Raw genomic sequence first — 26,147 nt, 5'->3', positions numbered from 1 at the left:
GACAAATATGAAGAAGATGACGGCAACCATGAAGACGACCGATTCCGAAGAAGGAAGCGGGCAAGCCTCTCCCTCTCAATTGATCGATGCGAGGATTGAGGAGCTCAAGGATTGGCGCGGCGACATGCTCGCGCGGGTCCGCGCGCTCATCAAGCAAGCCGAACCCGAGGTGGTCGAGGAATGGAAGTGGCGAGGGGTTCCGGTGTGGGAGCGCGCCGGCATCATCTGCACCGGTGAGACCTATAAGAACGTGGTCAAGCTTACCTTCGCCAAAGGAGCGTCGCTTGAGGATCCGAACAGCCTTTTCAACTCCAGCCTCGACGGCAACACCCGGCGTGCCATCGACTTTCATGAAGGCGACGAGATCAACGAGGAGGCGTTGAAGGCGCTTATTCGAGCCGCGGCAGCGCTGAATACGTCGGTGCGGGCGGCCGGTTCGCGGAAGAAATCAAGCAGCGTGTGACAGGTCATCGGGCCGCGTTAGTGAATCGGGCTCGTCTCGCGTTCGAGAAAGAGTTCGAGATTGTCGAGGCCGATCTCGGTGCCCTGAAGGCGGGCGCCGTTGTCGGCGTAACCGTCGAGGAAAACCACTTGCTCGGTGAAGACCATTCTGGTGCCGCTGGGTTCGACGTCGAAGGCGACGGTGACGAGCGAGGCTGAGATGCGGATTTGCCCGAGCTTCATCTCATAGGCATAGATGATGCGGGTATCCGGCACGATATCGATGTAGTGGGCGTCATAGGCGTGCAGAAGCCCATCGGTGTCGGCGGTATAGTTCCTCTCTGTACCGCCCGGCCTGAAATCGAGCGCATATTCCAGCGGCACCCATTCGCCGTGGCAGGCAAACCATTGCCGCTTGGACTCCGGGGTCGACCAGGCGCGGAAGACCCGGGCGACGGGCGCCGTCAGGCGGCGCTCGATGACGAAGGTGGTATGTTCGGCAGAGCGTGTCGTCATTCGGGGAGGGTCTCCGGCTCATCGGCGAGAAATTGATCCAGCTTGTCGAAGGCAGCGGTCCAGCGGGTCTTTCGCTGTTCCACCCAGCGCTCGACAGCGGCAAGCGCATCCTGCTGCAGGCGGTAGGTTCGCACCCGGCCGGATTTTTCGGATAGCACGAGGCCGCTCTCCTCCAGCACCTGCAGATGTTTCATCACCGTCGGCAGGGCGACGGCGAGCGGTGCGGCCAGTTCGGTGACCGAAGCGGGGCCGCGGCCGAGGCGGTCGATCATGCCGCGGCGACTGCGATCGGAAAGGGCGTGAAACATGCGGTCGAGATCCGCCTGGCTTTCGATCATTCCGCCGCATCCCGAAAGCGGGCGGGCAGCCTGTCCTGATAGGGATAGAACTTGAAATAAGGGCGGGCCTCTTCCAGCGCCCTGGCGAAGGACGGGCGCGCCAGCAAACGATCGTAATAGGCGCCAAGTTTCGGCTGCTCCTGTGAAAACGGGACCAGCGTCTCGGCATAGAAGAGGGCGGGGGCTGCGGCGCAATCGGCCATGGTGAAGGCCTCGCCTGTTATCCAAGGACTTTCGCCCAGCTGCTTTTCGATCATCGCATAGGCAGTAGTGAGCGTCGCTTTGCAGGCGGCCATCTCTATTTCGTCTGCCGTGCCCTCGGGGCGCCGGCGATGGCTGACGAGCGTCTGCATCGGCACCTGGACATATTGGTCGAAGAAGCGGTCCCAGAGGCGGACCTGCAGCGCCCGATCGATCTCCAGCGGCAGCAGGCGCACGGGGCCGGGGTAATAATGGTCGAGATATTCGATGATGATCGTGGTTTCGGGAATGGTGCTGTCTCGCGCCTCGTCCCTCAGTAGCGGCATCTTGCCGATCGGCCAGAAGCGGAAGAGATCGGCACGCGAAGCCTCGTCGGACAGATCGACGAGGCGATTTTCGAAGGGCGTCGCGTTTTCATAAAGCGCGATCAGCACCTTGTGGCAGAAGGAGGCGAGCGGATGCCCATAGAGCACGAGCGACATGCGGCGACCTTTCTTATCCGGTAGAAAACTTTACCGAAAGACTAAGTATCAGGTCGAAACAGAATGCGCAACAAATAGTTCGCCAATTGTGAAACTATTCACTCAACCGATATACCGCGCGATCACCAGGTGACCCGGTGTCGGCTGACCGTCTTCCATGCGGACGTTGATGTCCGATACCTCGACGAGTTCGAAACCGGTCGCCGTCAGACGTTCCCTGACATAGGCATCGGCATGGGCGAAGCGCTGATGCGGCCCAACCATATAGGCGCGGCCGGCAAGCGTCTCCTCTGGCAGGGTTTCGGAGGAGAAGATGAACAGGCCGCCCGGCGTCAGGTTTTCGGCGGCGCCGAAGAAGAGCGGCTCGAGCGCGCCGAGATAGGGCAGCACGTCTGTGGCGGTGATGAGGTCGAAAGCGTCCTCGTCATTGTCGTCGAGGAAATCCTCGACCTCGGCGACGAAGAGCGTCTCGTAAAGATCTTTTTCGTGGGCGATCTCGACCATCTTCTCCGATATGTCGATGCCGGTCATGTCCTCGCACAGGTCGCGTAGCGCGCCGCCGGTGAGACCGGTACCGCAGCCGAGATCGAGCAGCCGCTTGAATGGCCCGAGCTTCAATGCCTGCAGGCGCTGGCGCACCAGCATCGGCACGTGATAGCCGAGTTGCTCGACGAGCACGTCCTCGAAGACCTCGGCATGCTGATCGAACAGGGTCTCGACATAGGCGTCGGGCGCCTTGACCGGGGTTTCGCCGCGGCCCATCGCGGCGATGCGCACGGCGGCTCCGCCGTGGTCCTCGGGATCGATCGCCAAAACGTGCTCATAGGCCGCCACGGCCGCATCGACATCACCGGATTTCTCCAGCGCAAGCGCGCGGTTATAGGCCTCGGCAAGGGCTTCTTCGTCGATCTTCTTTGCCATCGCGGTTCATGTCCTTCTGTCTTCAGTCATGGCTCTAAGGCGGCTTTCGATGTTTTGCAATGGCGCGGCAACAGGCGCAGAATGGCAAAAAAGAACACGACGGGAGGAATGCCATGAAAGCGGAGCAAGACAGGCTGCTGACGGCAAGGGAAGAAGAGGGTGAGCGCCCCTTGCTGCTGCCTACGACGCCGGGCGAGATCACCAATACGCTCAGCCATTATTACCGCGGCGAACTCGGGCGGATGACGAGCTGGCGCGACCGCATCGACCGGACGTCCAACTGGGCGATTACCGTGGTGGCGGCGCTGCTCTCGGTGTCGCTGTCAACGCCGACTTCGCATCATGGCGTGCTGCTGTTCGGTATGATGCTGGTGACGCTGCTGCTGATAATCGAGGCGCGGCGCTACCGCTTCTTTGATATCTACCGCGCCCGAATCCGGCAGATCGAGCGCTGCTATTTCGCGCAGATCATGGCGCCGAACGCTTCGGCCGGCAGCGAATGGGCTGGGGTGATCGCCAACAGCCTGCGTCATCCACGCTTCCTGCTCAGTTATGGGGAAGCAATGCATCGGCGGCTGAAACGCAATTACGGCTCGATGTATTTTATTCTGCTGCTTGCCTGGTGCCTGAAGATTTCGACGCCGAAACTGCAAACAGAGGGTGTACCGGCGCTACAGGCGCAGTCGTGGACCTATGTCATAGACAATGCCGTGCTCGGGCCGGTTCCCGGCCTTGCGGTCATCGCAGCAGTCGCCGTCTTCTATCTCGGCATGCTCTATTTCGCGCTGCGTCCGGATCGCAACGAGGGCGAATTCGGCCATGGCGAGGCGCATGTCTGATCAGTGCAGGATGAACTCACCCTTCAGCGCCCGCCACTCGGTTGCCGAAATCAGCTTGCGGTGGACGTAGCGCACCGAATGTAACGGCCCATCGAGTTTCTCCTGCCAAAATTTCAGGAAACCGCGCATCTCAGGAAAATCGGGGGCGAGGTCATAATCCTGCCAGACGTAAGTCTGCAGGATCGTCGGGTGATCCGGCAGGTGGTAGAGGATCTGCGCGGTTGTCAGACCGTAACCCTGCAGTTGCTTTTCCAGGTCCTTGTGCATCGTATTCAGCTTCTTCTCGTTCCCACTCAGCGCTTTATTAGCGCTACATGAAATGGAAGCATGCGAGTGGTTAACGCAAGCTTAACAGATGCGTTGCGAAGGAAGTATTCTTTTTATTTTCAATGGCTTGGCAGCATGATGATACGAGTGCTGCCAAGCTGCTTTAGCAATTCGTCATCCCAAAACCGCAATACACTTTGGCCATCAAGCTCAACGCTTGAGATGCCGCGTCAGTCGACGCTCGATCCAGGCCCAGAGATGGCGCAGCGCCTCGACGATGGTGAGGTAGAAGATCGCTGCCCAAAGATAGGTCTGGTAGTCGAAGGTGCGGGAGAAGGCGTAGCGGGTTTCGCCCATCAGATCGAGCACGGTGATGATGGCGACGACCGCCGAGCCTTTGATCAAAAGGATGATCTCGTTGCCGTAGGGGCGAAGCGCCACGATGAAGGCCTGCGGCAGGATGATCTTGCGGAAGGCGATGCTCTTGTGGATGCCGAGGGCGGCCGCTGCTTCGCGCTGTCCGTGCGGTACGCTTTCGATTGCGCCGCGTAGAATTTCCGCCTGATAGGCCGCCGTATTGATCGTCATGGCAAAGAGGCCGCAATACCAGGCTTCGCGGAAAAACCACCAGATGCCGACGGCTTCCAGCTGTGGGCGGAAGACGCCGAGGCCGTAATAGACCAGGAACAACTGCGCCAGCAGCGGCGTGCCGCGGAAGAAATATATATAACCATAGGCGAACCAGTTAAGCGCCCGGTTCTTCGACAGCCGCGCCATGGCGAGCGGCAGGGACAGGATGGCGCCGCAAACGACGGAGATTGCAACCAGGCTGAGCGTCACCTCGAGACCGTGCAGATAACGCGGTCCGTAGCGGGTGAATTTGTCCGGATCCCAGCCATTGATGACGGTGAAGATCAGCAGCGCGGCGAACAGCGCCCAGACCGCAACGAAGACGTAGCCGCACAGGCGTGCCGCCGTAACCGGCTTTGCCACCTCGCGGGGTGCGGGCTGCGGCGGGATCAATGTCTCAGCATAGCTCATCGGCGGACCTCCGAACGTTTGGCCCAGCGGTCGACATAGACAAGCAGGAAGGAGGAGAGGATGGCGAGCACCAGATAGAGACAGCAGGCGATGCCATAGAAGAAGAACGGCTCCTTGGTCACCCGCACGGCGACGCTCGTCTGGCGCAGGATGTCGGCAAGGCTGATGATCGAGACGTAGGAGGTGTCCTTCAGGAGCACCATCCAGAGGTTCGTCAGACCGGGAAGGGCGATGCGAACTAGCTGCGGCAGGATGACGAGCCGCAGCGTGCGGCCGCGATGCAGGCCGAGCGCTTCTCCCGCCTCATATTGGCCCTTGGGAATGGCGCGGAAGGCCGAAAGCAACACTTCCGAGCAGTAGGCGGAGAAGACGACCGACAGAGCGATCACGCCGGCCAGGAAGGCGTTGATCTCGACAGGCGGCCCGACATAGCCGGCAAGCTCCAGGAGAGATTGGATGAGCATCTGCATGCCGTAATAGATGATGAAGAGCGTCAGAAGCTCCGGCAGACCGCGGAAGATCGTCGTGTAGATGCCGGCCGCCAGCCGCAGTGACCTTTCTTCCGACTGCTGGCCGAGAGCCACGAGGAAACCCATGACAAGGCCGATCGGCAGGGTAACGATCGCCACCGATACTGTGACCTGCAGACCAAGGGCGATTTCGTCGCCCCAGCCGGTATCGCCACAAGCAAGAATCGTCGACTGACCTAACCAGGTGAAGATGCCGACGGGTCCGCAAAGCGGATCGAAAATGTGCACAATCCAGCTCCAGAAGGAGCCGAGCGCGGAAAACAATCCGCCCATGCGAGAATTCCCCTCACGGCTTTTGCCGTTTTGATCTTGCCACCTTTGTCAAACAAAAATGGCGGAAGAGCAAGCCTTCCGCCATTCGCTTGATCGGCCAGATACCGAATTTCTTATTCGCCGTAAACGTCGAAATCGAAGTACTTGTCCTGGATCTTCTTGTACTCACCGCTGGCGCGGATCGCAGCGATCGCGGTGTTGAGCTTTTCCTTCAGCGGATCGCCCTTGCGGATGGCGATACCGGCGCCGTTGCCGTTGATTTCCTTGTCGACCGGCAGGGTCGTCAGGATCTTGCAGCAGGCGCCGGCGTCGGACTTGACCCATTCAGAGAGAACGACAACGTCGTCGATGACCGCATCGACACGGCCGCTGGAAACGTCGAGCTTGTATTCGTCGGCGGTCGGATAGAGCTTCAGCTCGGTGTCGGCCAGGTGCTTCTCGGCGTAGTTGGCATGCGTCGTGGAAGTCTGTGCGCCGATCACCTTGCCCTTCAGCCCGGCAACGTCAGTGATCTTCGAATCCTTCGGTACGGCGATGGCCGGAGGGGTGTTGTAGTACTTGTTGGAGAAGTCGACGAGCTTCAGGCGCTCCGGCGTGATCGACATGGAGGAGACGATCATGTCGAACTTCTTGGCGTTCAGAGCCGGGATGATGCCATCCCAATCGGTGCTGACGAAGGAGCATTCGGCCTTCATCTCGGCACAGAGCGCCTTGGCGATATCGATGTCGAAGCCCTGGATGGTGCCGCTGGCATCGACGAATTCGAAGGGCGGATAGGTCGAATCGGTGCCGATCACGTATTTCTCGCCATCGGCCATGGCCGAACCGGCAAAGAGCGACATTGCCGCGATCGAGGCTGCCGCGAAGATACGGGTAGAGATATGCATGAGGATCCTCTCAGTTGGTAGCCGTCGCGCTTTTTTCTCTTGGGCTGACGGCTGCTGTTCAACGGTGACAGGCACCGCCTTGCGGCGATAATCAGACTTTTTTTCATGGAAATGCAACAGAAATTCCCGCTCGGTTTGCGGTGCAAACAACAGGCGAGATGAACGGCGGCAGACTGCAACATTCACCTGAGGTTAATCCCCAGCTTCCTAGAACCGGAACAAATCGGCGGTTTGGCGCTTAGCCATTTCGCCGTTTCGCCTCAATGCGACGCTAGGGGCGGAAGCAGGGCCTGTCGGCCTTCAGGAAGCTCAAACAGGATCGAGGAAACCCGATGGGCAAAAAATCAAGGTTATTCGCAAGCGCGGCTTTTCCGCTGCTTTCTCTCTCGCTGGCTCTGCAGCCGGTATCGGCAATGGCGGCCGCACGCGGCGCTACGACCGAGGCTGCGGCCGTGCGGCAGATCGAACAGGGCAGCTTCGAAGTGGCGCAGGACGCGCCCTCCGAAGAGGAGCTCTTGAAGAAGAAGCGCAAGCAGAAGCAGGAAGCCCCGGCCGAACAAGCGCCGGCCGCCGAGCAGCCGAAGGAGGCGCCTGCCGAGAAGCCGAAGGCCGAGCGCAAGGAGGCGCCTGCGCCGGAACCCAAGGCAGAGCCGGAACCGCCGAAGGCCGAAGCGCCTAAGGAGGAGCCGGCGCCCAAGGCTGAGAGCAAGCCGGAGCGGAAAGCCAAGCAGGCAGCCCAGCCGGAGGCCGAGCCGCAGCAGGAAGAACAGCAGCCGGTAACGCAGGAAAAGCCGAAAAAGCCGAAGAAGCAGCAGACTGAGCAGGCCGAGCCAGAGGCTCAGCCGGCGCCTGAACAGCAGCCGGCCGCAAAGCAAGCCCAGCCAGAAACGGAACAGGCCCAGCCCGAGGTCAAGCCGGAAGGTGGCAAGAAGGGTCAGGACAAGGCCCAGAGCCGAGATAAGGGCAAGGCTAAGACCGAGACCGCCGCTCCCGAGGCGGTGACGCCCACCGAGGAACAGGCCAAACCCGCAGTCGAGCCGGAGGCAAAACCCGCTGCCGAAGCGCCAGCCAAGAAGCCGAAGAAAGGCGAGGCTGCAGCACCGGCGGTGAAGCCAGCCGAAGACAAGGCGGCCGCTCCTGAAGCTGCGCCCGCCGAAGTGCCGACGGAGGGCACAGCTGCAAAGCCTGCCGCCAAACAGCCCGCCGGTGAGCAACCCGTCGCCAAACAGCCCGCCGGCGAACAGCCCGCTGCGCCCGCCACCGACACGGCCCAGCCGCTGCCGGATGCCAGCGGCGGACAGCAGGTGGAGCAGGCTCTTCCTGCGCCGGAAAAGGTTTCTCCTGAGGAACTGGAGCGCCGGAAAAAGATCGCCGCAGATCCGGCCAAGAGCAACGAGACCGTCGTGCTGCCGGTCGAGAACGGTGCCGCCGTGCTTGACAGCGACAAGGATGCCGATCGCAGCAAGGGGCGGGAAAGCCGCCGTGACCGCGACAAGCTTCGGGCCGAAAGCCAGGAGGTGAAGGTGCCGACCTCGGATGCGGATGCGCAGGCTCCTGCCGCCGCTGCGGCGCCGGCGATCAAGCTCGAGGCGGTCACCAGCGAGAAGGGCACGAGGCTTGACACCCGGCCACAATTTGCCCGTCCCGAGGGAGCGCGCATCGACGATCAAACGGACGATAACCGGGTGATCATCCAGTACAACAATCAGGTGATCGTGCGTAGCGACGACGACAGAAGGTTCCTGCGCGACGGCGAACGGCCGATCTATGAAGAGCTCCCGGACAATCGCTACCGCGAGATCATCACCCGGCCGGAAGGCTATCGGATCGTCACCATCCGCAACCGCTACGGCGACATCATCCAGCGGTCGCGCGTCGATGCCCGCGGGCGCGAATACGTGCTCTACTACTCACCTGATCTCTACGAGGATCCTAATCGCGGCTATTTCGATGACCCGGGCGCTGATCTGCCGCCGATGCGGCTGCGCGTCCCGCTTAACGACTATATCATCGACACCAGCAGCGATCCTGACCGGGACTATTACGAATTCCTCAGCGAGCCGCCCGTCGAGCAGGTGGAACGTGTCTATTCACTGGACGAGGTGAGATATTCCGCCCGTATTCGCGATAAGGTGCGCCGTATCGACCTCGATACGATCACCTTCGCGACCGGCAGCGCCGAGATCCCGATGACCCAGGCACGCACGTTGCGCAAGGTCGCCGACGCGATCAGCCAGGTGCTGAAGAAAGATCCGAGCGAGACCTTCCTGATCGAGGGCCATACGGATGCTGTCGGTTCTGACCAGAGCAACCTGGTTCTCTCTGACCAGCGGGCGGAATCGGTCGCCAATGTGCTCTCCGACGTCTATGGCATTCCGCCGGAAAACATGGCGACACAGGGCTACGGCGAACGTTACTTGAAGGTCAATACGTCAGGCCCCGAACAGGAAAACCGCCGCGTCACCATCCGCCGCGTCACTCCGCTGGTGCGTCCCGTCGCCGCCAACCGGTAGCTGCTTCCGCCCCTCCCTGGCGTCAGGGAGGGGCACTGACCTCCTCCGGCCGGGAGAAGGGGGAGTCGCCTTGTCTTACCCGTCTCTATCGGCCGGCTTTTGCAGCCGCCTTTTCGATGACGTCGGCGACTTTTTCCGGCTGGGATGCGAAGACGGCGTGGCTGCCCTTGATCTCGGTCACGTCGCTGCCGGCCCGTTTGGCCATGTCACGCTCCAGCTCGGGATTGATGGAGCGATCCTCCGTGGCGACGATCGACCAGCTCGGCTTCGTCCGCCATGCCGGCTCTCCGATCTTGGCCGAAAAGGCCTGCTTGGCGGCGAAGACCTGCGATCTTGCCAGGAAATCAGCTTCGGTTTTCGGCAGGTCGGCCGCGAAAGCCGCTGCAAAGGCGCCGGGATCGAGGTAAAGATATTTGCCGTCCTTCGTTTCCTTGATGTCCATACTGCCGGCCGGCTTCGAGCTGGCGAGGCTCAGCAGGCTTTCCCCCTTGTCGGGCTGGAAGGCGGCGACGTAGACGAGGGCCGCAACGCCTGGATTGTTGCCGGCTTCGGTGATGACCATGCCGCCATAGCTGTGGCCGACGAGCAGCGTCGGTCCTTCCTGGAGGTCGAGAATCCGCTTCGTCGCCGCTACGTCGTCGTCGAGCGAGGTGAGAGGCTCCTGGACGATGGTGACGTTGAAGCCGCGCTTTTCGAGGATCTCGGTCGCTTTGCGCCAGCCCGAGCCATCGGCCAGGGCGCCGTGGACGATCACGATGTTCTTGACCGCGGCGGCCTCGGCCGCAAAGGCGATTCCGGCGGTGGCAAAGGCAAGGCTTGCGATGAAAGTCAGATGCTTGTTCATGGGGTCACTCCTTGTAGTTGATGTTGAAGGTCGGGATGCGAAATGGTTCTGGGTTCAGCCGAAGGTGAAGGCGTAGGCCTGGATGCCCGGATCGAGGAAGCGGATTTCGAAGGTACGGGCGGCGACGGTGCCGGACTGGCGAACGAGTTGGTAAAGCCTCGTTGCGGTGACCGTGCCGTTGCCATCGGCATCGATATCCGAGCCATGATCGGCTCCAGGCGCCTTTCCATCGATTTGCACCTGGAAGCGGATCGGTTTGGCGTCGGCGCCGGGCCCGAGAACGAGATGCAGATCGCGGGCGCTGAAACGATAGGCGATGCCGCCGCCCGCCTGGTCGAGCGTTGCCTGATCCTTACCGATGGTCCAGGTGCCGGACAGGCCCCATGCGTTGATGCCGGGCTCGGCGATCGAATAGTTCTGCGAAGTATCGGCCTGCAGCCCTTCAGGCGAGACGAAATTTTCGGCCTGTGCGTAGCCTAGGTAGGTCTCGCCGGAGCCGATATCGGCGAGGTCGGGACCTGCTTCCACGCCCTTGGCATTAGGCACGACCGGTGCCGTTTCCGCCATCTGGCTGCCGGCTTCGCGCAGCAGATCCTGGATGGCTTTTTCGGTTCTGCCGTAATTGCCTTCGCCGAAATGGTGATAGCGGATCTGACCTTTGGAATCGATCAGATAGGCGGCAGGCCAGTAGCTGTTCTCGAAGGCGCGCCAGATTTTGTAGTCATTGTCGATCGCAACCGGATAGCCGATCCGAAAGTCGTCGACAGCCTTCTTGACGTTGTCGATCTTCCTCTCAAAGGCAAATTCCGGGGCGTGCACGCCGATGACGACGAGGCCCTGATCCGCATATTTTTCCGCCCAGGCCCTGACATAGGGAATGGTGCGAATGCAGTTGATGCAGGAATAGGTCCAGAAGTCGACGAGCACCACCTTGCCCCGCAGCTGCTCCTTGGTCAGGGGCTTCGAGTTCAGCCATTCGACCGCGCCGTCGAACGAAGGCGCATAAGCTTCGACCGGCAGATCACTGCGGAGAGGCTTCTTTCCATCGGCCGCTGGAATGGTCGTGTCGCTGCTCGCCGCCCCAGAGGGCGTGCCGCCGACCGACTTGGCATGCAGCCTGTCCAGCACGGCCTGTTCCAGCGAGGCGGTGCTGGCATAGGAAAGGCGCGCCAGCAAGCTGGTGTCGAGACCGAACGCGATCACTGCCACACCCACCAACACCGCAGCGCCGACCGCCTGGCGAATTCGATCACCAAAGCCGAGGGAGCGTTTCATCGCGGCGAAGATTTTATCGCCGACACGAAGGGCGACGGCAAGCGAAGTCGCAGCACCGGCTGCATAGGCGATCAAGAGCGCGGTTGTCTGCAGGTTGGCGCCCTGCAATGCCGCGCCGGTCAGCACGAGGCCGAGAATTGGTCCGGCGCAGGGCGCCCAGAGCAGGCCGGTGGCGACGCCGAGGATGAGCGCGCTCCTGACCGTCGGCGCAGTGCGTCCGCCGCCGCTGGCGTTCAGAAGATTGTTGCCGAAATCGACGATCGGGCGGGCAAGCGTACTTGCAAAGCGCTGAGACAGCAGGCTCACTCCAAACAGCGCGAGCAGGACGATCGCGGCGAGACGGCCATATTCATTGGCACGGATCGCCCAGCCGCCGCCGACCGCGGCGAGCGTGGCGACCAACGCGAAAGTGGCGGCCATGCCCGCCAGCATCGGCAGCGTGCTCTTGACGAAAGGCTGGCCGGCTCGGGCGAAGACGAAGGGGAGGATAGGGAGGATGCAAGGGCTGAGAATGGTCAGCACGCCTCCGAGATAGGCAATGATCAGAAGTGTCATCATCGTTTCCTTTGAACCGATTGATCGGGCTCTGGACGGCGATGGGCCTGAACCAGCAACGGCCGGGAGATAGCCGGGCGGAGGTATCTCCGATGTGTCTGGTTTGACGGGAAAATGTACCGAACTATTGCGCTGAGCGCGGGCGATACAAAAGAATACAAACTGCCTTCTCCGCGGAGGCGGCGGCGAAAACTGCGATAGCCCGCCGGATGCCCTGCCGAGGTGGCGCGTTTGTATCAGAATGTATCTCGGCAGGCGGAGGTTACACTCGCATTCAAAAACCGCAGCCTGTGACATATGGGCGATACAAGCCGAACGTCATCTGAGCGCCATGATCCATTCGACAGGAGAGACCGATGTCAGAGCAAATCAATCATCACCGCCGCCGTTTTTTCGGCATGACGGCAATCGCGCTTGCAGCCGTCGAATTCGGCGTGGCCGGCGCGGCCGCAGCCCAACAGCCGCAGTCTTCCAGCGCAGCGCTGCCTGACGTAAAGGCCGGGACCAATACGTCGTTTGAAGCGCTGAAGCAGGTCAAGACCGATGTGCTCGATATCGGTTATGCCGAGGCCGGAAAGGCCGATGCTCCGGTCGTGCTGCTGCTACACGGCTGGCCATATGACATCTATAGCTTTGTCGACGTCGCGCCGCTGCTTGCCTCCGCCGGCTACAGAGTGATCGTGCCTTATCTGCGTGGTTACGGCACGACCCGCTTCCTCGATGACAGGACACCGCGCAACGGCCAGCCTTCGGCGCTTGCCGCCGATATGATCGCCCTGCTCGATGCGCTCAAGATCGAAAAGGCTGTCGTTGCCGGTTACGACTGGGGCGGGCGGACCGCCAACATCATGGCTGCGCTGTGGCCCGAGCGCTGCAAGGCGATGGTCTCTGTCAGCGGTTACCTGATCGGCAGCCAGGAGGCCAACAAGAAGCCGCTGCCGCCCAAGGCTGAGCTTGCCTGGTGGTATCAGTTCTACTTTGCCACCGAACGCGGCCGCCTGGGCTATCAGAGCAACACGCACGATTTTGCAAAGCTCATCTGGCAGACGGCATCGCCGAAGTGGAATTTCGACGATGCGACTTTCGACAGATCCGCTGCCGCCTTCGACAATCCCGACCATGTCGAGATCGTCATCCACAATTACCGCTGGCGCCTGGGGCTTGTCGAAGGCGAGGCGAAGTATGATGCCTATGAGAAGAAGCTTGCCGCCTTGCCGATGATCTCGGTGCCGACGATCACGATGGAAGGCGATGCAAACGGTGCGCCGCATCCCGAGCCTTCGGCCTATGCCGGAAAATTTTCCGGCAGATACGAGCATCGCACGATCGGCGGCGGTATCGGCCACAACCTGCCGCAGGAGGCGCCGCAGGCCTTCGCCCAGGCGGTCATCGACGTCGATCGCTTCTGATCGGCAGCAGAGGCTCGTTGCTCGAACGGGCGGAATATGCGTAGGTCGCGTCTGGCGCTTCGACATGGTGAACGAGGCGGTGGGCGCGGCCGCAATCGTTGAGGAATGGGCAATATGGATCATGTCGACCACATCCTGATCGTCGACGACGATCGTGAAATCCGCGAGCTGGTCTCGGGCTATCTGCAGAAGAATGGCCTCAGGACGAGCGTTGCGGCCGACGGGCGCCAGATGCGCAGCTTTCTGGAAGCCAATGCCGTCGACCTGATCGTGCTCGACATCATGATGCCGGGCGACGATGGGTTGGTGCTCTGCCGGGAACTGCGGGCCGGCCGGCACAAGGCAATCCCGATCCTGATGCTGACGGCCCGCACCGACGAGATGGACCGGATTCTCGGGCTGGAGATGGGCGCCGACGACTATCTTGCCAAGCCCTTTGCCGCGCGCGAGCTTCTTGCCCGCGTCAAGGCGGTGCTGCGACGCACGCGCATGCTGCCGCCCAACCTGCAGATCAGCGAGGCGGGGCAATTGCTGACCTTTGGCGACTGGCGGCTCGATACGGTCGCCCGTCATCTTTTCGATAAGGACGGGACCGCGATTGCTCTGAGCGGCGCCGAATACCGCCTGCTTCGTGTCTTCATCGACCACCCGCAGCGCGTGCTCAATCGCGACCAGCTTCTGAGCCTGACGCAGGGCCGTGACGCCGAACTCTTCGACCGCTCGATCGATCTTCTCGTCAGCCGCCTGCGGCAGCGTCTCGGGGACGATGCGCGCGAGCCGACCTATATCAAGACGGTGCGCAGCGAAGGTTATGTCTTCTCTGTTCCGGTCGAAATTTCGGAGCCGCGCCGATGAGCGCGAGCATGTCTATCCTGTCGGGCCTGATGTGGCCGAGAACGCTGCGATCGCGGATCTTTCTCATCCTGCTGATCGGCCTGGCTTTCGCCTATGGGCTTTCCTTCAGCGTTCTCTACATGGAGCGCTACATGTCGGCCAAGGCGGTGATGCTGGGCACGCTGGAGAATGACGTCGCAACATCGATTGCGGTCCTCGACCGCCTTCCGGCAAGCGAGCGCGGCGACCTCCTGGACTGGCTGAGCCGCGGCAACTACCGTTTCGAACTTGGACCTGGCCTACGCGGTGTGCCCGACAGCTCCAGCAAGGCGCGGGAGATTGCAGGAAAGATAGAGGCGGCCGCTGGGCATCGCTTTCCAATCCGCGTCGAACGGATTCCGGGTGAGGTGAACCGGCTGCAGGCGCATCTGACGCTGAGTGACGGCACTCCTCTGACGATCGATGTCACGCCGAGAGGCGTCATGCCGATCGCCGCATGGCTGCCCTATGTCTTCGCAATCCAGATGGCGCTGCTCGTTCTCTGCACCTGGTTTGCAGTCCGCCAGGCGATCCGGCCGCTGGGCGAGCTCGCCGCCGCCGCCGATGCGCTCGATCCCAACAAGGACGGTCAGGCTTTGAGTGAGGCCGGGCCGAGCGAGGTGGCGCATGCGGCAAGAGCATTCAATGCGATGCGGGAGAGGATCGCCCACTATCTCGAGGAACGGGTCCAGATATTGGCGGCGATCTCGCATGATCTTCAGACGCCGATCACCCGCATGCGGCTGCGCGCCGAGATGGCGGAGGAGTCACCCGAGAAGGACAAGCTGGTGTATGATCTCTCCGAGATCCAGCGCCTCGTCCAGGACGGCATCGCCTATGCGCGCAGCGCCCACGGCAGCGGGGAAAAGAACGCTCGCATCGACCTCGCATCGTTCATCGACAGCATAGCCTACGACTATCAGGACACTGGAAAGGCCGTGACCGTCGTCGGGCTGGTTGAAGGCGCCGCCTTCACCAGGCCGCACGCCCTTCGCCGCATCCTGTCGAATTTCATCGACAATGCCTTGAAGTTTGCCGGCGCCGCCGAGATCAGCGTCGAGCGCGGCGCCGACAATTCCGTCGTCATGAGCGTCATGGATCGCGGACCCGGCATTCCGGATGATATGCTCGAAGCCGCAATGCAGCCCTTCTTCCGGCTCGAGCAATCCCGTAACCGGGAGACGGGCGGCACAGGTCTCGGGCTGGCAATCGCCCAGCAGCTGACGGCGAAGATCGGCGGATCTCTGAGGCTCTACAATCGCTCGGGTGGCGGACTGGTGGCTGAAGTCACCATTCGGTGACGTCAAAATGTCGGAATGTTTTGTACGGGAAAATGTCATGGACGCCGGATGCTACCTTTTGTGACATTTCGGCCGTTTCCGGAAACATGCCGGATATATCGATCCGTCAAACCACACTCCGTCAACCCGGTCGCGTCGGCGGCCAGTCGCATGAAGCGACGCAACAAGGAGTGTTTCCATGATCAAGATCGACAAGGTTCTTTATACCGGCAGGACCCGCACAACCGGCGGGCGCGACGGCGCCTCGCAGAGCGATGACGGAGAGCTGGACATCAGGCTCTCGCCTCCCGGCAGCGCCCGCCCCGGCACCAATCCCGAACAGCTTTTCGCAGCCGGTTGGTCGGCCTGCTTCATCGGCGCGATCGGCATTGCCGCCGGCAAGTTGAAGGTCAAGGTGCCGGCAGAGACCGCCGTGAATGCAGAGGTCGATCTCGGCACGGCCGATGGCGACTATTTCCTGCAGGCCCGTCTCAAGGTCAGCCTGCCTGGCATCGAAGCGGATGTCGCAAAGGCGTTGATCGATGAGGCGCACCGGACATGCCCCTATTCGAAGGCGACACGCGGCAATATCCAGGTCGAATTGAGCGTTGCCTGACTGGCAGGAGCCGAAAGCAAAAGGGGCGAGGCCGGTCGTGGCGTCGCCGACGGAGGATTAAATGAGATTGATGATCATCTGCGCCTTGGGGGCGGCAGTGTTTGCCGCGCCTTGCATCTACGACATTCGCTCGCAGGAGCCTTCGCCGCTTGCAGGCCTCGTAAAAGCGGCATCGCCAACTTCTGCGGCGCAAGGGCGGCCATTCATCCGAGACCATCAGGGAGAAAGACAATGAAGCTCTATCAAAACGAAATCTCCTCGGCGACGTCGCGCGTCAGGATCGCGCTGGCCCTGAAGGGGCTGACGGCCGAGGCCTTGCCGGTCACCATTCTTGGCGAGGAGGCCGAGAGCCGGCAGGCCGAATATCGCAAGATCAATCCGCAGGGGCTGGTGCCGGCCTTGCTGACGGATAGCGGCGTGCTTATCACCCAATCACTGGCGATTATCGAGTATCTCGACGAAATCAAGCCTGAGCCGCCGCTGTTGCCTCAAACGGCGGAGGGCAGGGCGCTGGCCCGCTCGATCGCGCTGGCGATCGCAGCCGAGATCCATGCGCTGCTGCCGCCGCGGATCGGGCTACATCTCAAGACCACCTTCAATGCCGATGCCGATGCGGTCGCCGCGTGGAGCCGTCACTGGGTCGACGAGGGAATGGCGGCTGTGGAGACGATGATTGCCGGCCGCCGGCAAGGCGCCTTCGCAGTCGGCGACCGGCCAAGCATTGCCGATATCTTCCTTTTTCCGCAAGCGATCAGCGCTCGGCGCATGGGCTTCGATCTCGCCCGGTGGCCGAATATCGCGGGGATTGTGGCCAAGCTGGAGGGGGTACGGGCTTTCCAGGAGAACGCCCCGGCGCCGCGACGGTGATGCGGTCAATGAAGAAGCGGCCGTCAACGAAGGCGGCCGTTTCTCTTCTCAGCGGTTGACCCTTGCCTGCAGATGCGCGGGATACCGGTCGCCTTCCACCTTGATCTTGGCGAGCGCGCTTTCGATATTGGCAAGATCCTCAGCCGTCAATTCGACCTCGGCGGCCCCGATGTTTTCTTCCAGGCGATGCAGCTTGGTGGTGCCGGGGATCGGTACGATCCAAGGTTTTTGCGCCAGCAGCCAGGCTAGAGCGACCTGGGCCGAGGTGGCCTTCTTGTGCGCGGCGATTTCCGCGAGGAGATCGACGAGCGCCTGGTTGGCTTTGCGCGCCTCGGTCGAAAAGCGCGGCACGATGTTGCGGAAGTCCTTGCTGTCGAAGGTGGTCGCTTCGTTGATTGCACCGGTAAGGAAACCCTTACCGAGCGGGCTGAACGGGACGAAGCCGATGCCGAGCTCTTCGAGTACCGGCAGGATATCCTGCTCGGGCTCGCGCCACCACAGCGAATATTCGCTCTGCAGCGCCGTCACCGGCTGGACGGCATGGGCGCGGCGGATCGTCTGCACGCCGGCCTCCGAGAGGCCGAAATGCTTCACCTTGCCTTCTGAAATCAGTGCCTTGACCGTGGCTGCAACATCTTCGATCGGAACATCGGGATCGACGCGATGTTGGTAGAACAGATCGATGACGTCAGTCTTCAAGCGCTTCAGCGCCTGATCGGCAACCGCGCGGATTTGCTCCGGCCGGCTGTTCATGCCGCTCTGGCCGCCGTTTGCATCGAAGTTGAAGCCGAATTTGGTGGCGACCACCACCTCGCTGCGGAAGGGAGCGAGCGCCTCTCCCAAAAGCTCTTCGTTCTTATAAGGTCCATAGGCCTCGGCGGTGTCGAAGAAGGTTACGCCGCGTTCGAACGCCTCTCGGATCAGCGCGATCGCTTCGCGCGTGTCGGTCGCAGGACCGTAGCCGTAGCTCAGTCCCATGCAGCCGAGACCGATGGCCGAGACCTCAAGCCCGCTCTTTCCCAGTTCACGAGTCTGCATAGTCGTTTCCTTTCTAAGCCTGATATTGGGCGTCGGTGACAGGTTCCATCCAGTCGACGACCTTGCCGTCGAGGTGTTCCTGGACGGCGATATGGGTCATCGCCGTCGTCGGTGCTGCGCCATGCCAGTGGCGCTCCCCCGGCGCGAAGCGGATGACGTCGCCGGGGCGGATTTCCTCGATGGGGCCGCCTTCGCGTTGGACGCGTCCGTAGCCCGATGTGACGACCAGCGTCTGGCCGAGCGGATGCGTGTGCCAGACGGTGCGCGCGCCAGGCTCGAAAGTAACGCTGGCGCCGGCGGCGCGGGCGGGCTCGATCGCCGCAAACAAAGGATCGATGCGCACGTTGCCCGTAAACCACTCGACAGGTCCCTTGGCCGAAGGCTGCGAGCCATTTCGCTTGATATCCATCTTTTTCTTCCTTCCCTTATCGGAATGACGCCGTCCGGCGAACTTGCGGTGACAGGATAGTTAGCGCGTGTGCTTGGTTTCGATTAGATGGTATAAACGACAAGGACCCATGAGGGATTTTCATAAATGTCGCGCCCTGCCGTCAACGACCTTATCGCTTTCCTCGCCGTTGCCCGGGCGCAAAGCTTCACCAAGGCCGCGGGCAAGCTGGGTGTTTCACAATCAGCGCTCAGCCACACCATTCGCGGCCTTGAGGAGCGGCTGGGTCTGAGATTGCTGACACGGACGACGCGCAGCGTCTCGCCGACGGAGGCCGGCGAACGCCTGCTCGTCTCCATCGGGCCGCGGTTGGATGAGATCGAAAGCGAGCTGGCCGCATTGAGCGATTTTCGGGAAAAGCCGGCGGGCACGATCCGCATCAATGCGGGCGAACACGCAGCCGATTTCGTCCTATGGCCAGTCCTGGAAAAGCTCCTGCCGAATTATCCCGACATTAATGTCGAGATCATCGTCGATTATGGCCTGACGGACATCGTTGCGGAACGTTACGATGCCGGCGTGCGGCTGGGGGAACAGGTGGCGAAAGATATGATTGCCGTCCGCATCGGCCCCGACATGCGCATGGCTGTGGTCGGCACGCCCGCCTATTTCGCCCACAGGCCGAAGCCGCTGACGCCGCAGGATCTGACCGATCATAATTGCATCAATCTGCGCCTCCCGACCTATGGCGGCGTTTATGCGTGGGAGTTCGAGAAGGACGGACGTGAGCTCAAGGTTCGAGTCGACGGGCAACTGGTCTTCAATAATATAGCGCTCCGGCTGAGCGCGGTTTCGGCGGGGATGGGACTTGCCTTTCTACCGGAGGACCTGGTCGAGGCGCCGCTGGCCGAGGGCCGGCTGGTGCGCGTCCTCGAGGACTGGTGTCCGCCGTTTCCGGGCTACCATCTCTACTATCCGAGCCGCCGGCATACCTCCCCGGCATTTGCTCTTGTCATCGATGCGCTTCGCTATAGAGGATAGATCTCGTCGCCGGCCGGATTCGAGACCCTCTATCGGATCTCCTCAAGCCCGACGGTCGCTGCGATGAAATCGGCGATGGCGCCTGTGTCGTCGAGATCGAAGACGGGCAGGAACGTGTCCATGACGGCGTGATCGGCGGCGATCGCGCAGATATGAGGATCGCTCGGCGCCAGCGGCTCGCGATTGGCGGCTTCCAGGCGGCGGGCCTCGATCTTCGGGATCGGTTCGCGCTTGTAGCCTTCGATCAGGACGAGATCGCAGGGGGCGAGACGGGCGAGGATTTCTTCGAATGCAGGTTCTGGCGCGCCGCGCAGTTCGTGCATGATGGCGTAGCGGGTGCCGGAGACGATGGTGACCTCGTGGGCGCCGGCCTGGCGGTGGCGGTAGCTGTCGGCTCCGACCTTGTCGATGTCGAAATCATGATGCGCATGCTTGATCGTCGAGATCCGGTAGCCGCGGCGGGTGAATTCCGTCACCAGCCGGACGGCGAGCCCTGTTTTGCCCGAGTTCTTCCAGCCGGCGATGCCGAAGATTTTCGGTGCGGTCATGTGCGCAGGGCCTCCAGCCAGCGTTGCGCCTCGATGAGATCATCCGGCGTGTTGATGTTGAAGAAGGGGTCGAGCAGGCTGGCACGGGTCGGATGCAGTGGAAACGCCACTTCCGTAACGTCATGCCGCAACAGGAAGTCGCGCACGCGGCGTTTCTCGTCGGTAGCGATCCAGGCTTCCAGATCGGCCGCCAGTGTCACCGGCCAGAGACCGAAGACAGGATGACTGCGGCCCTCGGAGGCGGCAATGGCGATCTGCGGCGGGCGCTCCAGGGCTGCGGCCAGGCGGGCGACGAGATCGATGGGAAAGAACGGGCAATCCACAGAGACGGTGACGACGTGGGTAATCGCCGGAAGGCCGGCGCCGTAGACCATGGCCGCGTGGATGCCGGCCATCGGCCCGGCCTTGCCAGGAATGTGGTCGGGAATAGCAGGCACGTCCTCGGCGACTGCGTCGGCATTGACGGCAACGGAGCTGACCTGCTGCGAGAGACGGAGCAGTACATGGCGGAGCAGGCTGTCGGTTCCGAGCATCACCTCCGCCTTGTCGCGCCCCATGCGTTGCGAGCGGCCGCCGGCCAGCACGACGCCTGCTATTACGGATCTGTCGAGCGGGAATTCAGTCATCATCCTGCCTCAAACCGGTGAGCGCGGCGCCGATTCCTGCGCGATCGGGGGCACGCGGCGCTTGGCTTCACGATAGAACGTATAGAGGCCGGAAGCGATGACGATTGCGGCACCCAGGAGCGTCCAGCTGTCGGGCACTTCGGCGAAGAAGAAAAAGCCGAGCAGCGAGGAGAAGATCAGGCTGGTATAGCGGAAGGGCGCGACGAAGGAAATTTCCCCGGTGCGCATGGCGAGGATGACCGATTGATAGCCGACGAGCACCAGCACCGAGGCGAGCAGGAGATGTCCAAGGGAAGTCGCGCTGACCGGCTGCCAGCCGCCGAGCACGGGGATGAGAAGCGCGCCGAAGAAGGAGATGGAGGTCGCGGTGATGACGGTGATCATCAACGACGGAATCTCCGGATCGATCGAGCGGGTGGCGAGATCGCGGCCGGCCGTCGTCAGCACCGCGGCGACGCAGAGGAGAGCGGCGGGGGTGAAGCCTTCGGGGCCGGGGCGGATGATGATCATGACACCGAGGAGGCCGACGAGGATCGCCGACCAGCGCCGCCAGCCGACGGGCTCGTTGAAGAAGAGCGCGGCGCCAAAGGTGACGATCAGCGGCAGCGATTGCAGGATCGCCGAGGCATTGGCGATCGGCATCATGCCGAGTGCGGTGATATAGGTGACGGCGGAAAACATCTCGCAGATGATGCGCAGGATAATGATCGGCTGCAGCACGACGCGCCAGGAGCGCAGAGCGCCCATTTTCCTGGCGATGAGATAGACGAGCAGGCTGGTGAAGAGGCCCCGCAGGAACATGATCTCGCCGGCATTCATAGAGGCGACCACCGATTTGGAGAGGGCATCGCTCGCCGAAAAGCCGGCCATCGCCATGCTCATATAGATGGCGCCCTCAGTATTGCGTGACCGCGGCATGAAGAGATTCCCTTTACCTGTGCGCCCCTTCTTAGTCGGGAAGATACGTGAAGGGAATCGAATGAATGTCACACCCAGGATAAATCGATGATGTGACGCACAATGGTGCTGACGTGACGGCAGGCGCCTCTGCGGAAACCGCGGCAACTTACCGTTTTATCTGACGAATCCGGTATTTCGGATATGAACACCGAGGGCACTGATCCGGCCAAAACCATCTGTCATCGGCGGATTTTGTTTTTGCGCGCGGGAAACGGGTGGCTGCACCGTCAGATGTTTGAGATCTGGGATGTCTCAACAGCTGAGGAGAAACGGATATGACACTTCTTAATGGTAAAACCGCGATCGTCACCGGTGCAAGCTCGGGCATCGGCTGCGCGGCGGCGAAGGTTTTTGCACGGCAAGGCGCGAAGCTGGTGATCAACGGTCGGCGGCAGGATGCACTCGATGCCGTCGTCGCCGAAATCGAAGCAGAAGGCGGAGAGGCTGTCGCCGTTGCCGGCGATGTCAGGGACGAGGCGCTGCAGGCAAGACTGGCCGAAACGGCGGTCTCCCGTTTCGGCAAACTCGATATCGCCTTCAACAATGCCGGCGGTCTCGGCGAGATGGGGCCGGTTGCCGGATTGTCGCTGGAGGGTTGGCGCGAGACGATCGAGACCAATCTCACCGCCGCCTTCCTCGGCGCCAAACACCAGTCGGCGGCAATGGGAGAGGGCGGCGGTTCGCTGATCTTCACCTCCACCTTCGTCGGCTACACCGCCGGCATGCCCGGCATGGGGGCCTATGCGGCGAGCAAGGCCGGCTTGATCGGTCTCGTGCAGGTGCTGGCCGCCGAGCTCGCGTTGCGCAACATCCGCGTCAACGCCCTTCTGCCCGGCGGCACCGATACGCCCGCCAGCATCACCAACGCGCCCGACGCGACGGCGGAAGTGCTTGCCTTCGTCGAGGGATTGCATGCGCTGAAGCGCATGGCTCGGCCGGAAGAGATCGCCAATGCGGCGTTGTTTCTGGCGTCGGATCTATCGAGTTTCGTGACGGGGACGGCGATGCTGGCGGATGGTGGGGTTTCGATTAGCCGGACGTAGGATGGGTGAGGGGCCAGCGTATCTCGGAGGTAGAGCCACCCGCCCCCGTCCTTCGAGGCTCCGGCCTTTGGCCTCCACACCTCCAGGACGAGGGCTAATCGTGGATGTCGCGGACTGTGACCTCTCTCCAGCATCATCCTTGCTGAGGTGCCCCGCAAGGGGAAAGGACGGGGCTGGCCACCATTGCGCCTGCGCTTGCGGAGGGCTCAGGACATGATCAACCCGCCATCGACATTGATCGTCTGGCCGGTGATGTAAGCGGCGTCGTCGCTGGCGAGGAAGGTGACCAGACCGGCGACGTCCTCGCCGGAGCCGGCGCGTTTCATCGGGATGCCTTCGACCCATTCCTTCATCAGTTCGCCGGGGGCATAGTTGCCGAGCAATTTGCCCCAGGCCTGGTCGTTATAGGCCCACATGTCGGTCTCGATGATGCCGGGGCAGAATGCGTTGACGGTGATGTTTTCGGTGGCGACTTCCTTGGCCAGGCTCTGGGTGATGCCGACGACGCCCATTTTCGAGGCGGCGTAATGCGGCGTGTAGATGAAGCCGTCGCGTGCCTGGCCGGAGGCGGTGTTGATGATGCGGCCGCCGCGCTTGTGCTTGCGCATTCTTGCAATGGCCTCCTGGGCGCAGAGGAAGACGCCCTTGGTGTTGACGGCCATGACCTTGTCCCACTCGTTCTCCGTCAAGTTCTCTACGCGGGCGATGGTGATGACGCCGGCATTCTGGATCGAGACGTCGACCGTGCCGAATTCCTTTTCGGCCGCATCGTAGAGCGCGGTGACGCTCGCCTTGTCGGTGACATCGCCGATGAAGGAGAGCGCCTTGCCGCCTTCGGCCCTGATCCCTTCGGCAACGCCGTGGACCAGGTCTTCATTCGCCGAGACGACGAGATTGGCGCCCTCACGCGCAAAGCGCCTGGCGATCGCAGCGCCGATGCCGCGGCTGCCCCCGGTGATGACGACAGTCTTTTGATCAAAGCGTTTCATGCTCTTTCCTCGTATCCTGACATAAACAGCAAATCTCGGCGCAACCGCCCGTTCGATCGGCGCGAAGGGCGGGCAGACGACGATATCGCACGCCGTCATGCCCGTTACCCTCCGGCGCCTCGGTCTCAGCCAGGGAGGAGGCGAGACCGTTCATTTTCCAGTGGCCCGGCAATGAGCCTTCTTAGGCATCACCAGCAGCAGAAACCGCCATCGACGAGAAGATCGACGCCGGTCACGAAACTTGCCGCATTCGACAGCAGGAACACCGCCGGCCCTACCATCTCGTCGACCGTCGCCATGCGCTGCATCGGCGTCTGCTCTTCGAAGAGCTTGGTCTGGTGGACCATCTCCGCACGGGTGTTCATCGGCGTTGCCGTATATCCGGGGGAAATGGTGTTGACACGAATGCCACGGCCGACCCATTCCATCGCCAGTGACTTCGACATGTGGATGACGCCCGCCTTGGAGGCGTTGTAATGCGCCTGGCTCAGCCCGCGGTTGACGATCACACCGGACATGGAGGCGATGTTGACGATGGAGCCGCGTCCATTCTTCAGCATGGCGCGGGCCTCGGCCTGGCTGGACAGAAATATGCCCTTGAGGTTGATATCCATCAGCGTCTGATATTGATCCTCCTCCATCTCCTCTGCCGGATTGGCGTTGGCGATGCCCGCTGCATTGACCGCAAGCGTCAGTGCACCGAGATCGGCTTCGGTGCGTGCGACGGCATCTGCAAGGGAAGATTTGTTCGTGACGTCAGCCGCGATCTCGATCGAGCGGCGGCCGGCGGCGCGTATATGTTCGGCTGTCGTTGCCAGTCCGTCGTCGGTCCGGCGGTCGAGCAGGGCCACGTCGGCGCCGCATTGCGCGAGGCCGATGGCAATGCGCTGCCCGATGCCGCTCCCGGCGCCGGTAACGATGGCAACCTGGCCGCTGAGATCGAAAAGCTTCGGGGCATTCAGAGTGATGTCGGACACCGCTCTTCCTTTCTCTGTTGTTTTGTTTTCACGCAATTCCTGACGCAAAACCGCTGCACACTTTTGCTAGAATTGCTTTAGATGGTAGCCAGTTCCATGACCGAAACGTCATTGGCCTGGTCACGATCGAGGATCCCCGCCTGCTTGCCTTGCGCAAGCACGAGAATGCGATTGGAGACGCCGAGAACTTCCTCGAGGTCCGAGCTTACGACAATGACCGCCACGCCCTGTTTGGCAAGATTGACGATGATGTCGTAGATGCCGGCGCGGGCGCCGACGTCGATGCCTCTCGTCGGTTCGTCGAGCACGACAACCTTGGGATCGCGCATGAGCCACTTGGCGATCACGACCTTCTGCTGGTTGCCGCCGGATAGGTCCGAGGCGTACTGCTCGGCACGGCCCTTGACACCGAACTTCGCCACCGCCTTTTCCGCAAAGGAGCGCTTGATGCGCGGCGTGATCCAGCCACGGCCCAGCTTGTCGAGATTAGCGTAGACAATGTTCTCGCTGATCCGGTGCCCGACGATCAGGCCCTGTTCCTTGCGGTCTTCCGGAACCATCACGATCCCCTTGGCGATCGCGTCCGCCGGGTCGTGCAGCCTGAGTTCCTCGCCTTCCAGCTTGATCGAACCGGCGCTGATCGGATCTGCTCCCGAAATCGCACGCACCAGTTCGGTGCGCCCGGCGCCGACCAATCCGGCGATGCCGAGAATTTCGCCGGCCCGCACCTCGAAGGTAACGTCGCGGAACGCGTTGTCCGGCGAGCTCAGGCCGGACACCTGAAGTACCGGGCGGTCTGTTGGAACGGGCAGGGTGGGGAACAAGCGGTCGAGCGGGCGTCCGACCATACTCTCGACAATCGTTCTCACCGGGGTCGCGCTGTCCGAGAATTCCTGCACCCGCTCGCCGTCGCGAAGAACGACGATGCGGTCGGTGATTTTCTTGATCTCTTCCATGCGGTGGGAAATGTAGACGATGCCGACGCCTTCCGAGCGAAGCTTGCGGACCTGTTCGAAGAGAGCCTCGGTCTCGGCACCGCCAAGGGCGGCTGTCGGTTCATCGAGGATCAGCAGCTTTGCGTTGAGCGCCAGCGCCTTGGCGATCTCGATAAGTTGCTGATTTGCCGTGGAGAGGCCGGCGACCGTTCGCGTTGCAGGTATGTGAAGGTTCAAGCGAGCGAGCTGGTCCTGGGCTCGGCGAACCATCTGGGCACGGTCGATGGCGCCGTTCTTCATCGGCCAGCGTCCGATGAAGACGTTTTCGGCGATCGAGAGCTGCGGCAGAAGCTGCAGCTCCTGGTGGATCAGGACAACGCCCTTGTCGATCGCTTCCCTCGGGGTGGCCGGGGCGTAAGGTTGCCCCAGCCATGTCATCGATCCTTCGGAGGGCGTGCGGGATCCGGCAATGATGCCTGACAGCGTCGACTTGCCCGCTCCGTTTTCACCGAGAAGTGCAACCACTTCGCCCGGATAGACGTCCAGGCTGACATTCTTCAGAACCTGGAGCGGCCCATACCACTTGGATATGCCCCTCAGGGAAAGAACGGGATCAGTCATGGCACACCTCCTC

At 61.8% G+C, this 26,147-nt stretch carries 28 protein-coding genes; 10 read left to right on the top strand and 18 right to left on the bottom strand.

The features are described 5' to 3' along the window. Nucleotides 1-7 precede the first annotated feature (7 nt). Complete coding sequence (locus Tal182_RS13130; RefSeq protein WP_064810545.1) at nt 8-463, top strand: DUF1801 domain-containing protein; 456 nt, start codon at nt 8-10, stop codon at nt 461-463. 17 nt (nt 464-480) lie between these two features. On the opposite strand, the gene Tal182_RS13125 is transcribed toward Tal182_RS13130, so the two are convergent. The 4 genes from Tal182_RS13125 to Tal182_RS13110 form a co-directional block, all read right to left on the bottom strand. Further along, complete coding sequence (locus tag Tal182_RS13125) at nt 481-957, bottom strand: SRPBCC family protein (RefSeq protein WP_064803107.1); 477 nt, start codon at nt 955-957, stop codon at nt 481-483. Further along, nucleotides 954-1,295 carry a metalloregulator ArsR/SmtB family transcription factor gene (locus Tal182_RS13120; protein ID WP_085859690.1) on the bottom strand — a complete coding sequence of 114 codons (342 nt, stop codon included), beginning with the start codon at nt 1,293-1,295 and terminating at the stop codon, nt 954-956. The genes Tal182_RS13125 and Tal182_RS13120 overlap by 4 nt, the downstream gene beginning before the upstream one ends. Continuing rightward, on the bottom strand, nt 1,292-1,978 hold the full coding sequence (locus Tal182_RS13115; RefSeq protein WP_064803104.1) for a glutathione S-transferase family protein: 687 nt from the start codon (nt 1,976-1,978) through the stop codon (nt 1,292-1,294). Before Tal182_RS13115 ends, Tal182_RS13120 begins: the two co-directional genes overlap by 4 nt. Nucleotides 1,979-2,080: 102 nt before the next feature. Then, nucleotides 2,081-2,899: a methyltransferase gene (locus tag Tal182_RS13110; protein ID WP_085859689.1), complete on the bottom strand. Its 819-nt coding sequence runs from the start codon at nt 2,897-2,899 to the stop codon at nt 2,081-2,083. Between the two features lie 113 nt (nt 2,900-3,012). On the opposite strand from Tal182_RS13110, the gene Tal182_RS13105 reads away from it, so the two are divergent. Beyond that, on the top strand, nt 3,013-3,738 hold the full coding sequence (locus Tal182_RS13105; RefSeq protein ID WP_085859688.1) for a DUF2270 domain-containing protein: 726 nt from the start codon (nt 3,013-3,015) through the stop codon (nt 3,736-3,738). Here the strand turns inward: Tal182_RS13105 and Tal182_RS13100 are convergent, their stop codons facing one another. The 4 genes from Tal182_RS13100 to Tal182_RS13085 all read right to left on the bottom strand — a co-directional run bounded on the left by Tal182_RS13100 (nt 3,739) and on the right by Tal182_RS13085 (nt 6,736). Then, nucleotides 3,739-4,005, bottom strand: coding sequence for an usg protein (locus tag Tal182_RS13100; RefSeq protein ID WP_064803099.1), 267 nt, complete (start codon nt 4,003-4,005; stop codon nt 3,739-3,741). It lies immediately after the preceding gene. Between the two features lie 210 nt (nt 4,006-4,215). After that, nucleotides 4,216-5,046, bottom strand: coding sequence for an ABC transporter permease (locus tag Tal182_RS13095; protein WP_085859687.1), 831 nt, complete (start codon nt 5,044-5,046; stop codon nt 4,216-4,218). Then, nucleotides 5,043-5,849 (bottom strand): ABC transporter permease, encoded by an 807-nt coding sequence (locus Tal182_RS13090; protein ID WP_085859686.1) that lies wholly within the window; start codon nt 5,847-5,849, stop codon nt 5,043-5,045. Before Tal182_RS13090 ends, Tal182_RS13095 begins: the two co-directional genes overlap by 4 nt. Nucleotides 5,850-5,962: 113 nt before the next feature. After that, nucleotides 5,963-6,736 carry a transporter substrate-binding domain-containing protein gene (locus Tal182_RS13085; protein ID WP_011425675.1) on the bottom strand — a complete coding sequence of 258 codons (774 nt, stop codon included), beginning with the start codon at nt 6,734-6,736 and terminating at the stop codon, nt 5,963-5,965. Between the two features lie 332 nt (nt 6,737-7,068). Here Tal182_RS13085 and Tal182_RS13080 point away from each other — a divergent pair, with 332 nt between their 5' ends. Next, nucleotides 7,069-9,249 (top strand): OmpA family protein, encoded by a 2,181-nt coding sequence (locus Tal182_RS13080; protein WP_085859685.1) that lies wholly within the window; start codon nt 7,069-7,071, stop codon nt 9,247-9,249. 85 nt (nt 9,250-9,334) lie between these two features. Here the strand turns inward: Tal182_RS13080 and Tal182_RS13075 are convergent, their stop codons facing one another. After that, nucleotides 9,335-10,093, bottom strand: coding sequence for an alpha/beta hydrolase (locus Tal182_RS13075; protein ID WP_064803092.1), 759 nt, complete (start codon nt 10,091-10,093; stop codon nt 9,335-9,337). A gap of 54 nt (nt 10,094-10,147) precedes the next feature. Beyond that, nucleotides 10,148-11,923 (bottom strand): cytochrome c biogenesis protein DipZ, encoded by a 1,776-nt coding sequence (locus Tal182_RS13070; protein WP_085859684.1) that lies wholly within the window; start codon nt 11,921-11,923, stop codon nt 10,148-10,150. Between the two features lie 356 nt (nt 11,924-12,279). On the opposite strand from Tal182_RS13070, the gene Tal182_RS13065 reads away from it, so the two are divergent. From Tal182_RS13065 to maiA, 5 genes are all read left to right on the top strand, one after another. After that, a complete protein-coding gene (locus Tal182_RS13065; protein ID WP_085859683.1) occupies nt 12,280-13,332 on the top strand; it encodes an alpha/beta hydrolase in 1,053 nt (350 codons plus the stop codon). 114 nt (nt 13,333-13,446) lie between these two features. After that, nucleotides 13,447-14,187, top strand: a complete 741-nt coding sequence (locus Tal182_RS13060) for a response regulator (protein WP_085859682.1) — start codon at nt 13,447-13,449, stop codon at nt 14,185-14,187. Continuing rightward, entirely contained in the window at nt 14,184-15,506 is a 1,323-nt protein-coding gene (locus Tal182_RS13055; RefSeq protein WP_085859681.1) for an ATP-binding protein, read from the top strand. Before Tal182_RS13060 ends, Tal182_RS13055 begins: the two co-directional genes overlap by 4 nt. A 178-nt stretch (nt 15,507-15,684) precedes the next feature. Continuing rightward, nucleotides 15,685-16,101: an organic hydroperoxide resistance protein gene (locus Tal182_RS13050; protein ID WP_064810535.1), complete on the top strand. Its 417-nt coding sequence runs from the start codon at nt 15,685-15,687 to the stop codon at nt 16,099-16,101. Between the two features lie 231 nt (nt 16,102-16,332). Next, nucleotides 16,333-16,968: a maleylacetoacetate isomerase gene (gene maiA / locus Tal182_RS13045; RefSeq protein WP_085859680.1), complete on the top strand. Its 636-nt coding sequence runs from the start codon at nt 16,333-16,335 to the stop codon at nt 16,966-16,968. A gap of 48 nt (nt 16,969-17,016) precedes the next feature. Here the strand turns inward: maiA and Tal182_RS13040 are convergent, their stop codons facing one another. After that, nucleotides 17,017-18,006, bottom strand: coding sequence for an aldo/keto reductase (locus Tal182_RS13040; protein ID WP_085859679.1), 990 nt, complete (start codon nt 18,004-18,006; stop codon nt 17,017-17,019). Between the two features lie 13 nt (nt 18,007-18,019). After that, nucleotides 18,020-18,415 carry a cupin domain-containing protein gene (locus Tal182_RS13035; protein ID WP_085859678.1) on the bottom strand — a complete coding sequence of 132 codons (396 nt, stop codon included), beginning with the start codon at nt 18,413-18,415 and terminating at the stop codon, nt 18,020-18,022. A gap of 126 nt (nt 18,416-18,541) precedes the next feature. On the opposite strand from Tal182_RS13035, the gene Tal182_RS13030 reads away from it, so the two are divergent. Further along, nucleotides 18,542-19,435 carry a LysR family transcriptional regulator gene (locus tag Tal182_RS13030; protein WP_085859677.1) on the top strand — a complete coding sequence of 298 codons (894 nt, stop codon included), beginning with the start codon at nt 18,542-18,544 and terminating at the stop codon, nt 19,433-19,435. A 29-nt stretch (nt 19,436-19,464) separates the two neighbouring features. On the opposite strand, the gene mobB is transcribed toward Tal182_RS13030, so the two are convergent. Genes mobB through Tal182_RS13015 form a run of 3 tightly spaced genes read right to left on the bottom strand, consistent with a single transcriptional unit; the run spans nt 19,465 to nt 21,527 of the window. Continuing rightward, complete coding sequence (gene mobB / locus Tal182_RS13025; protein ID WP_064803075.1) at nt 19,465-19,983, bottom strand: molybdopterin-guanine dinucleotide biosynthesis protein B; 519 nt, start codon at nt 19,981-19,983, stop codon at nt 19,465-19,467. Then, complete coding sequence (gene mobA / locus Tal182_RS13020) at nt 19,980-20,609, bottom strand: molybdenum cofactor guanylyltransferase MobA (protein WP_064806180.1); 630 nt, start codon at nt 20,607-20,609, stop codon at nt 19,980-19,982. Before mobA ends, mobB begins: the two co-directional genes overlap by 4 nt. A 9-nt stretch (nt 20,610-20,618) precedes the next feature. Continuing rightward, on the bottom strand, nt 20,619-21,527 hold the full coding sequence (locus tag Tal182_RS13015; RefSeq protein ID WP_085859676.1) for a DMT family transporter: 909 nt from the start codon (nt 21,525-21,527) through the stop codon (nt 20,619-20,621). Nucleotides 21,528-21,844: 317 nt separating this feature from the next. On the opposite strand from Tal182_RS13015, the gene Tal182_RS13010 reads away from it, so the two are divergent. Next, nucleotides 21,845-22,612 carry an SDR family oxidoreductase gene (locus Tal182_RS13010; protein ID WP_085859675.1) on the top strand — a complete coding sequence of 256 codons (768 nt, stop codon included), beginning with the start codon at nt 21,845-21,847 and terminating at the stop codon, nt 22,610-22,612. 206 nt (nt 22,613-22,818) lie between these two features. Here Tal182_RS13010 and Tal182_RS13005 read toward each other — a convergent pair whose 3' ends face one another. The 3 genes from Tal182_RS13005 to Tal182_RS12995 form a co-directional block, all read right to left on the bottom strand. Further along, complete coding sequence (locus tag Tal182_RS13005; protein ID WP_064806178.1) at nt 22,819-23,601, bottom strand: glucose 1-dehydrogenase; 783 nt, start codon at nt 23,599-23,601, stop codon at nt 22,819-22,821. Between the two features lie 188 nt (nt 23,602-23,789). After that, complete coding sequence (locus Tal182_RS13000) at nt 23,790-24,578, bottom strand: SDR family oxidoreductase (RefSeq protein ID WP_064803068.1); 789 nt, start codon at nt 24,576-24,578, stop codon at nt 23,790-23,792. 77 nt (nt 24,579-24,655) lie between these two features. Further along, a complete protein-coding gene (locus Tal182_RS12995; protein WP_085859674.1) occupies nt 24,656-26,134 on the bottom strand; it encodes a sugar ABC transporter ATP-binding protein in 1,479 nt (492 codons plus the stop codon). Nucleotides 26,135-26,147 lie beyond the last annotated feature (13 nt).

Source organism: Rhizobium sp. TAL182 (assembly GCF_002117725.1).
Lineage (GTDB): Bacteria > Pseudomonadota > Alphaproteobacteria > Rhizobiales > Rhizobiaceae > Rhizobium > Rhizobium esperanzae.
This window is presented reverse-complemented; position numbering and strand designations above follow the sequence as displayed.

Bases quoted from the DNA above. Each gene is read 5' to 3' on its own strand.
- Tal182_RS13070 (WP_085859684.1), bottom strand. From the start codon at position 11,923: ATGACACTTCTGATCATTGCCTATCTCGGAGGCGTGCTGACCATTCTC.
- Tal182_RS13030 (WP_085859677.1), top strand. From the start codon at position 18,542: ATGTCGCGCCCTGCCGTCAACGACCTTATCGCTTTCCTCGCCGTTGCC.
- Tal182_RS13035 (WP_085859678.1), bottom strand. From the start codon at position 18,415: ATGGATATCAAGCGAAATGGCTCGCAGCCTTCGGCCAAGGGACCTGTC.
- Tal182_RS13065 (WP_085859683.1), top strand. From the start codon at position 12,280: ATGTCAGAGCAAATCAATCATCACCGCCGCCGTTTTTTCGGCATGACG.
- Tal182_RS13100 (WP_064803099.1), bottom strand. From the start codon at position 4,005: ATGCACAAGGACCTGGAAAAGCAACTGCAGGGTTACGGTCTGACAACC.
- Tal182_RS13110 (WP_085859689.1), bottom strand. From the start codon at position 2,899: ATGGCAAAGAAGATCGACGAAGAAGCCCTTGCCGAGGCCTATAACCGC.
- Tal182_RS13040 (WP_085859679.1), bottom strand. From the start codon at position 18,006: ATGCAGACTCGTGAACTGGGAAAGAGCGGGCTTGAGGTCTCGGCCATC.
- Tal182_RS13085 (WP_011425675.1), bottom strand. From the start codon at position 6,736: ATGCATATCTCTACCCGTATCTTCGCGGCAGCCTCGATCGCGGCAATG.
- Tal182_RS13005 (WP_064806178.1), bottom strand. From the start codon at position 23,601: ATGAAACGCTTTGATCAAAAGACTGTCGTCATCACCGGGGGCAGCCGC.
- Tal182_RS13130 (WP_064810545.1), top strand. From the start codon at position 8: ATGAAGAAGATGACGGCAACCATGAAGACGACCGATTCCGAAGAAGGA.
- Tal182_RS13015 (WP_085859676.1), bottom strand. From the start codon at position 21,527: ATGCCGCGGTCACGCAATACTGAGGGCGCCATCTATATGAGCATGGCG.
- Tal182_RS13050 (WP_064810535.1), top strand. From the start codon at position 15,685: ATGATCAAGATCGACAAGGTTCTTTATACCGGCAGGACCCGCACAACC.
- Tal182_RS13075 (WP_064803092.1), bottom strand. From the start codon at position 10,093: ATGAACAAGCATCTGACTTTCATCGCAAGCCTTGCCTTTGCCACCGCC.
- Tal182_RS13125 (WP_064803107.1), bottom strand. From the start codon at position 957: ATGACGACACGCTCTGCCGAACATACCACCTTCGTCATCGAGCGCCGC.
- Tal182_RS13095 (WP_085859687.1), bottom strand. From the start codon at position 5,046: ATGAGCTATGCTGAGACATTGATCCCGCCGCAGCCCGCACCCCGCGAG.
- maiA (WP_085859680.1), top strand. From the start codon at position 16,333: ATGAAGCTCTATCAAAACGAAATCTCCTCGGCGACGTCGCGCGTCAGG.
- Tal182_RS12995 (WP_085859674.1), bottom strand. From the start codon at position 26,134: ATGACTGATCCCGTTCTTTCCCTGAGGGGCATATCCAAGTGGTATGGG.
- Tal182_RS13060 (WP_085859682.1), top strand. From the start codon at position 13,447: ATGGATCATGTCGACCACATCCTGATCGTCGACGACGATCGTGAAATC.
- Tal182_RS13055 (WP_085859681.1), top strand. From the start codon at position 14,184: ATGAGCGCGAGCATGTCTATCCTGTCGGGCCTGATGTGGCCGAGAACG.
- Tal182_RS13090 (WP_085859686.1), bottom strand. From the start codon at position 5,849: ATGGGCGGATTGTTTTCCGCGCTCGGCTCCTTCTGGAGCTGGATTGTG.
- Tal182_RS13105 (WP_085859688.1), top strand. From the start codon at position 3,013: ATGAAAGCGGAGCAAGACAGGCTGCTGACGGCAAGGGAAGAAGAGGGT.
- mobB (WP_064803075.1), bottom strand. From the start codon at position 19,983: ATGACCGCACCGAAAATCTTCGGCATCGCCGGCTGGAAGAACTCGGGC.
- Tal182_RS13080 (WP_085859685.1), top strand. From the start codon at position 7,069: ATGGGCAAAAAATCAAGGTTATTCGCAAGCGCGGCTTTTCCGCTGCTT.
- mobA (WP_064806180.1), bottom strand. From the start codon at position 20,609: ATGACTGAATTCCCGCTCGACAGATCCGTAATAGCAGGCGTCGTGCTG.
- Tal182_RS13115 (WP_064803104.1), bottom strand. From the start codon at position 1,978: ATGTCGCTCGTGCTCTATGGGCATCCGCTCGCCTCCTTCTGCCACAAG.
- Tal182_RS13120 (WP_085859690.1), bottom strand. From the start codon at position 1,295: ATGATCGAAAGCCAGGCGGATCTCGACCGCATGTTTCACGCCCTTTCC.
- Tal182_RS13010 (WP_085859675.1), top strand. From the start codon at position 21,845: ATGACACTTCTTAATGGTAAAACCGCGATCGTCACCGGTGCAAGCTCG.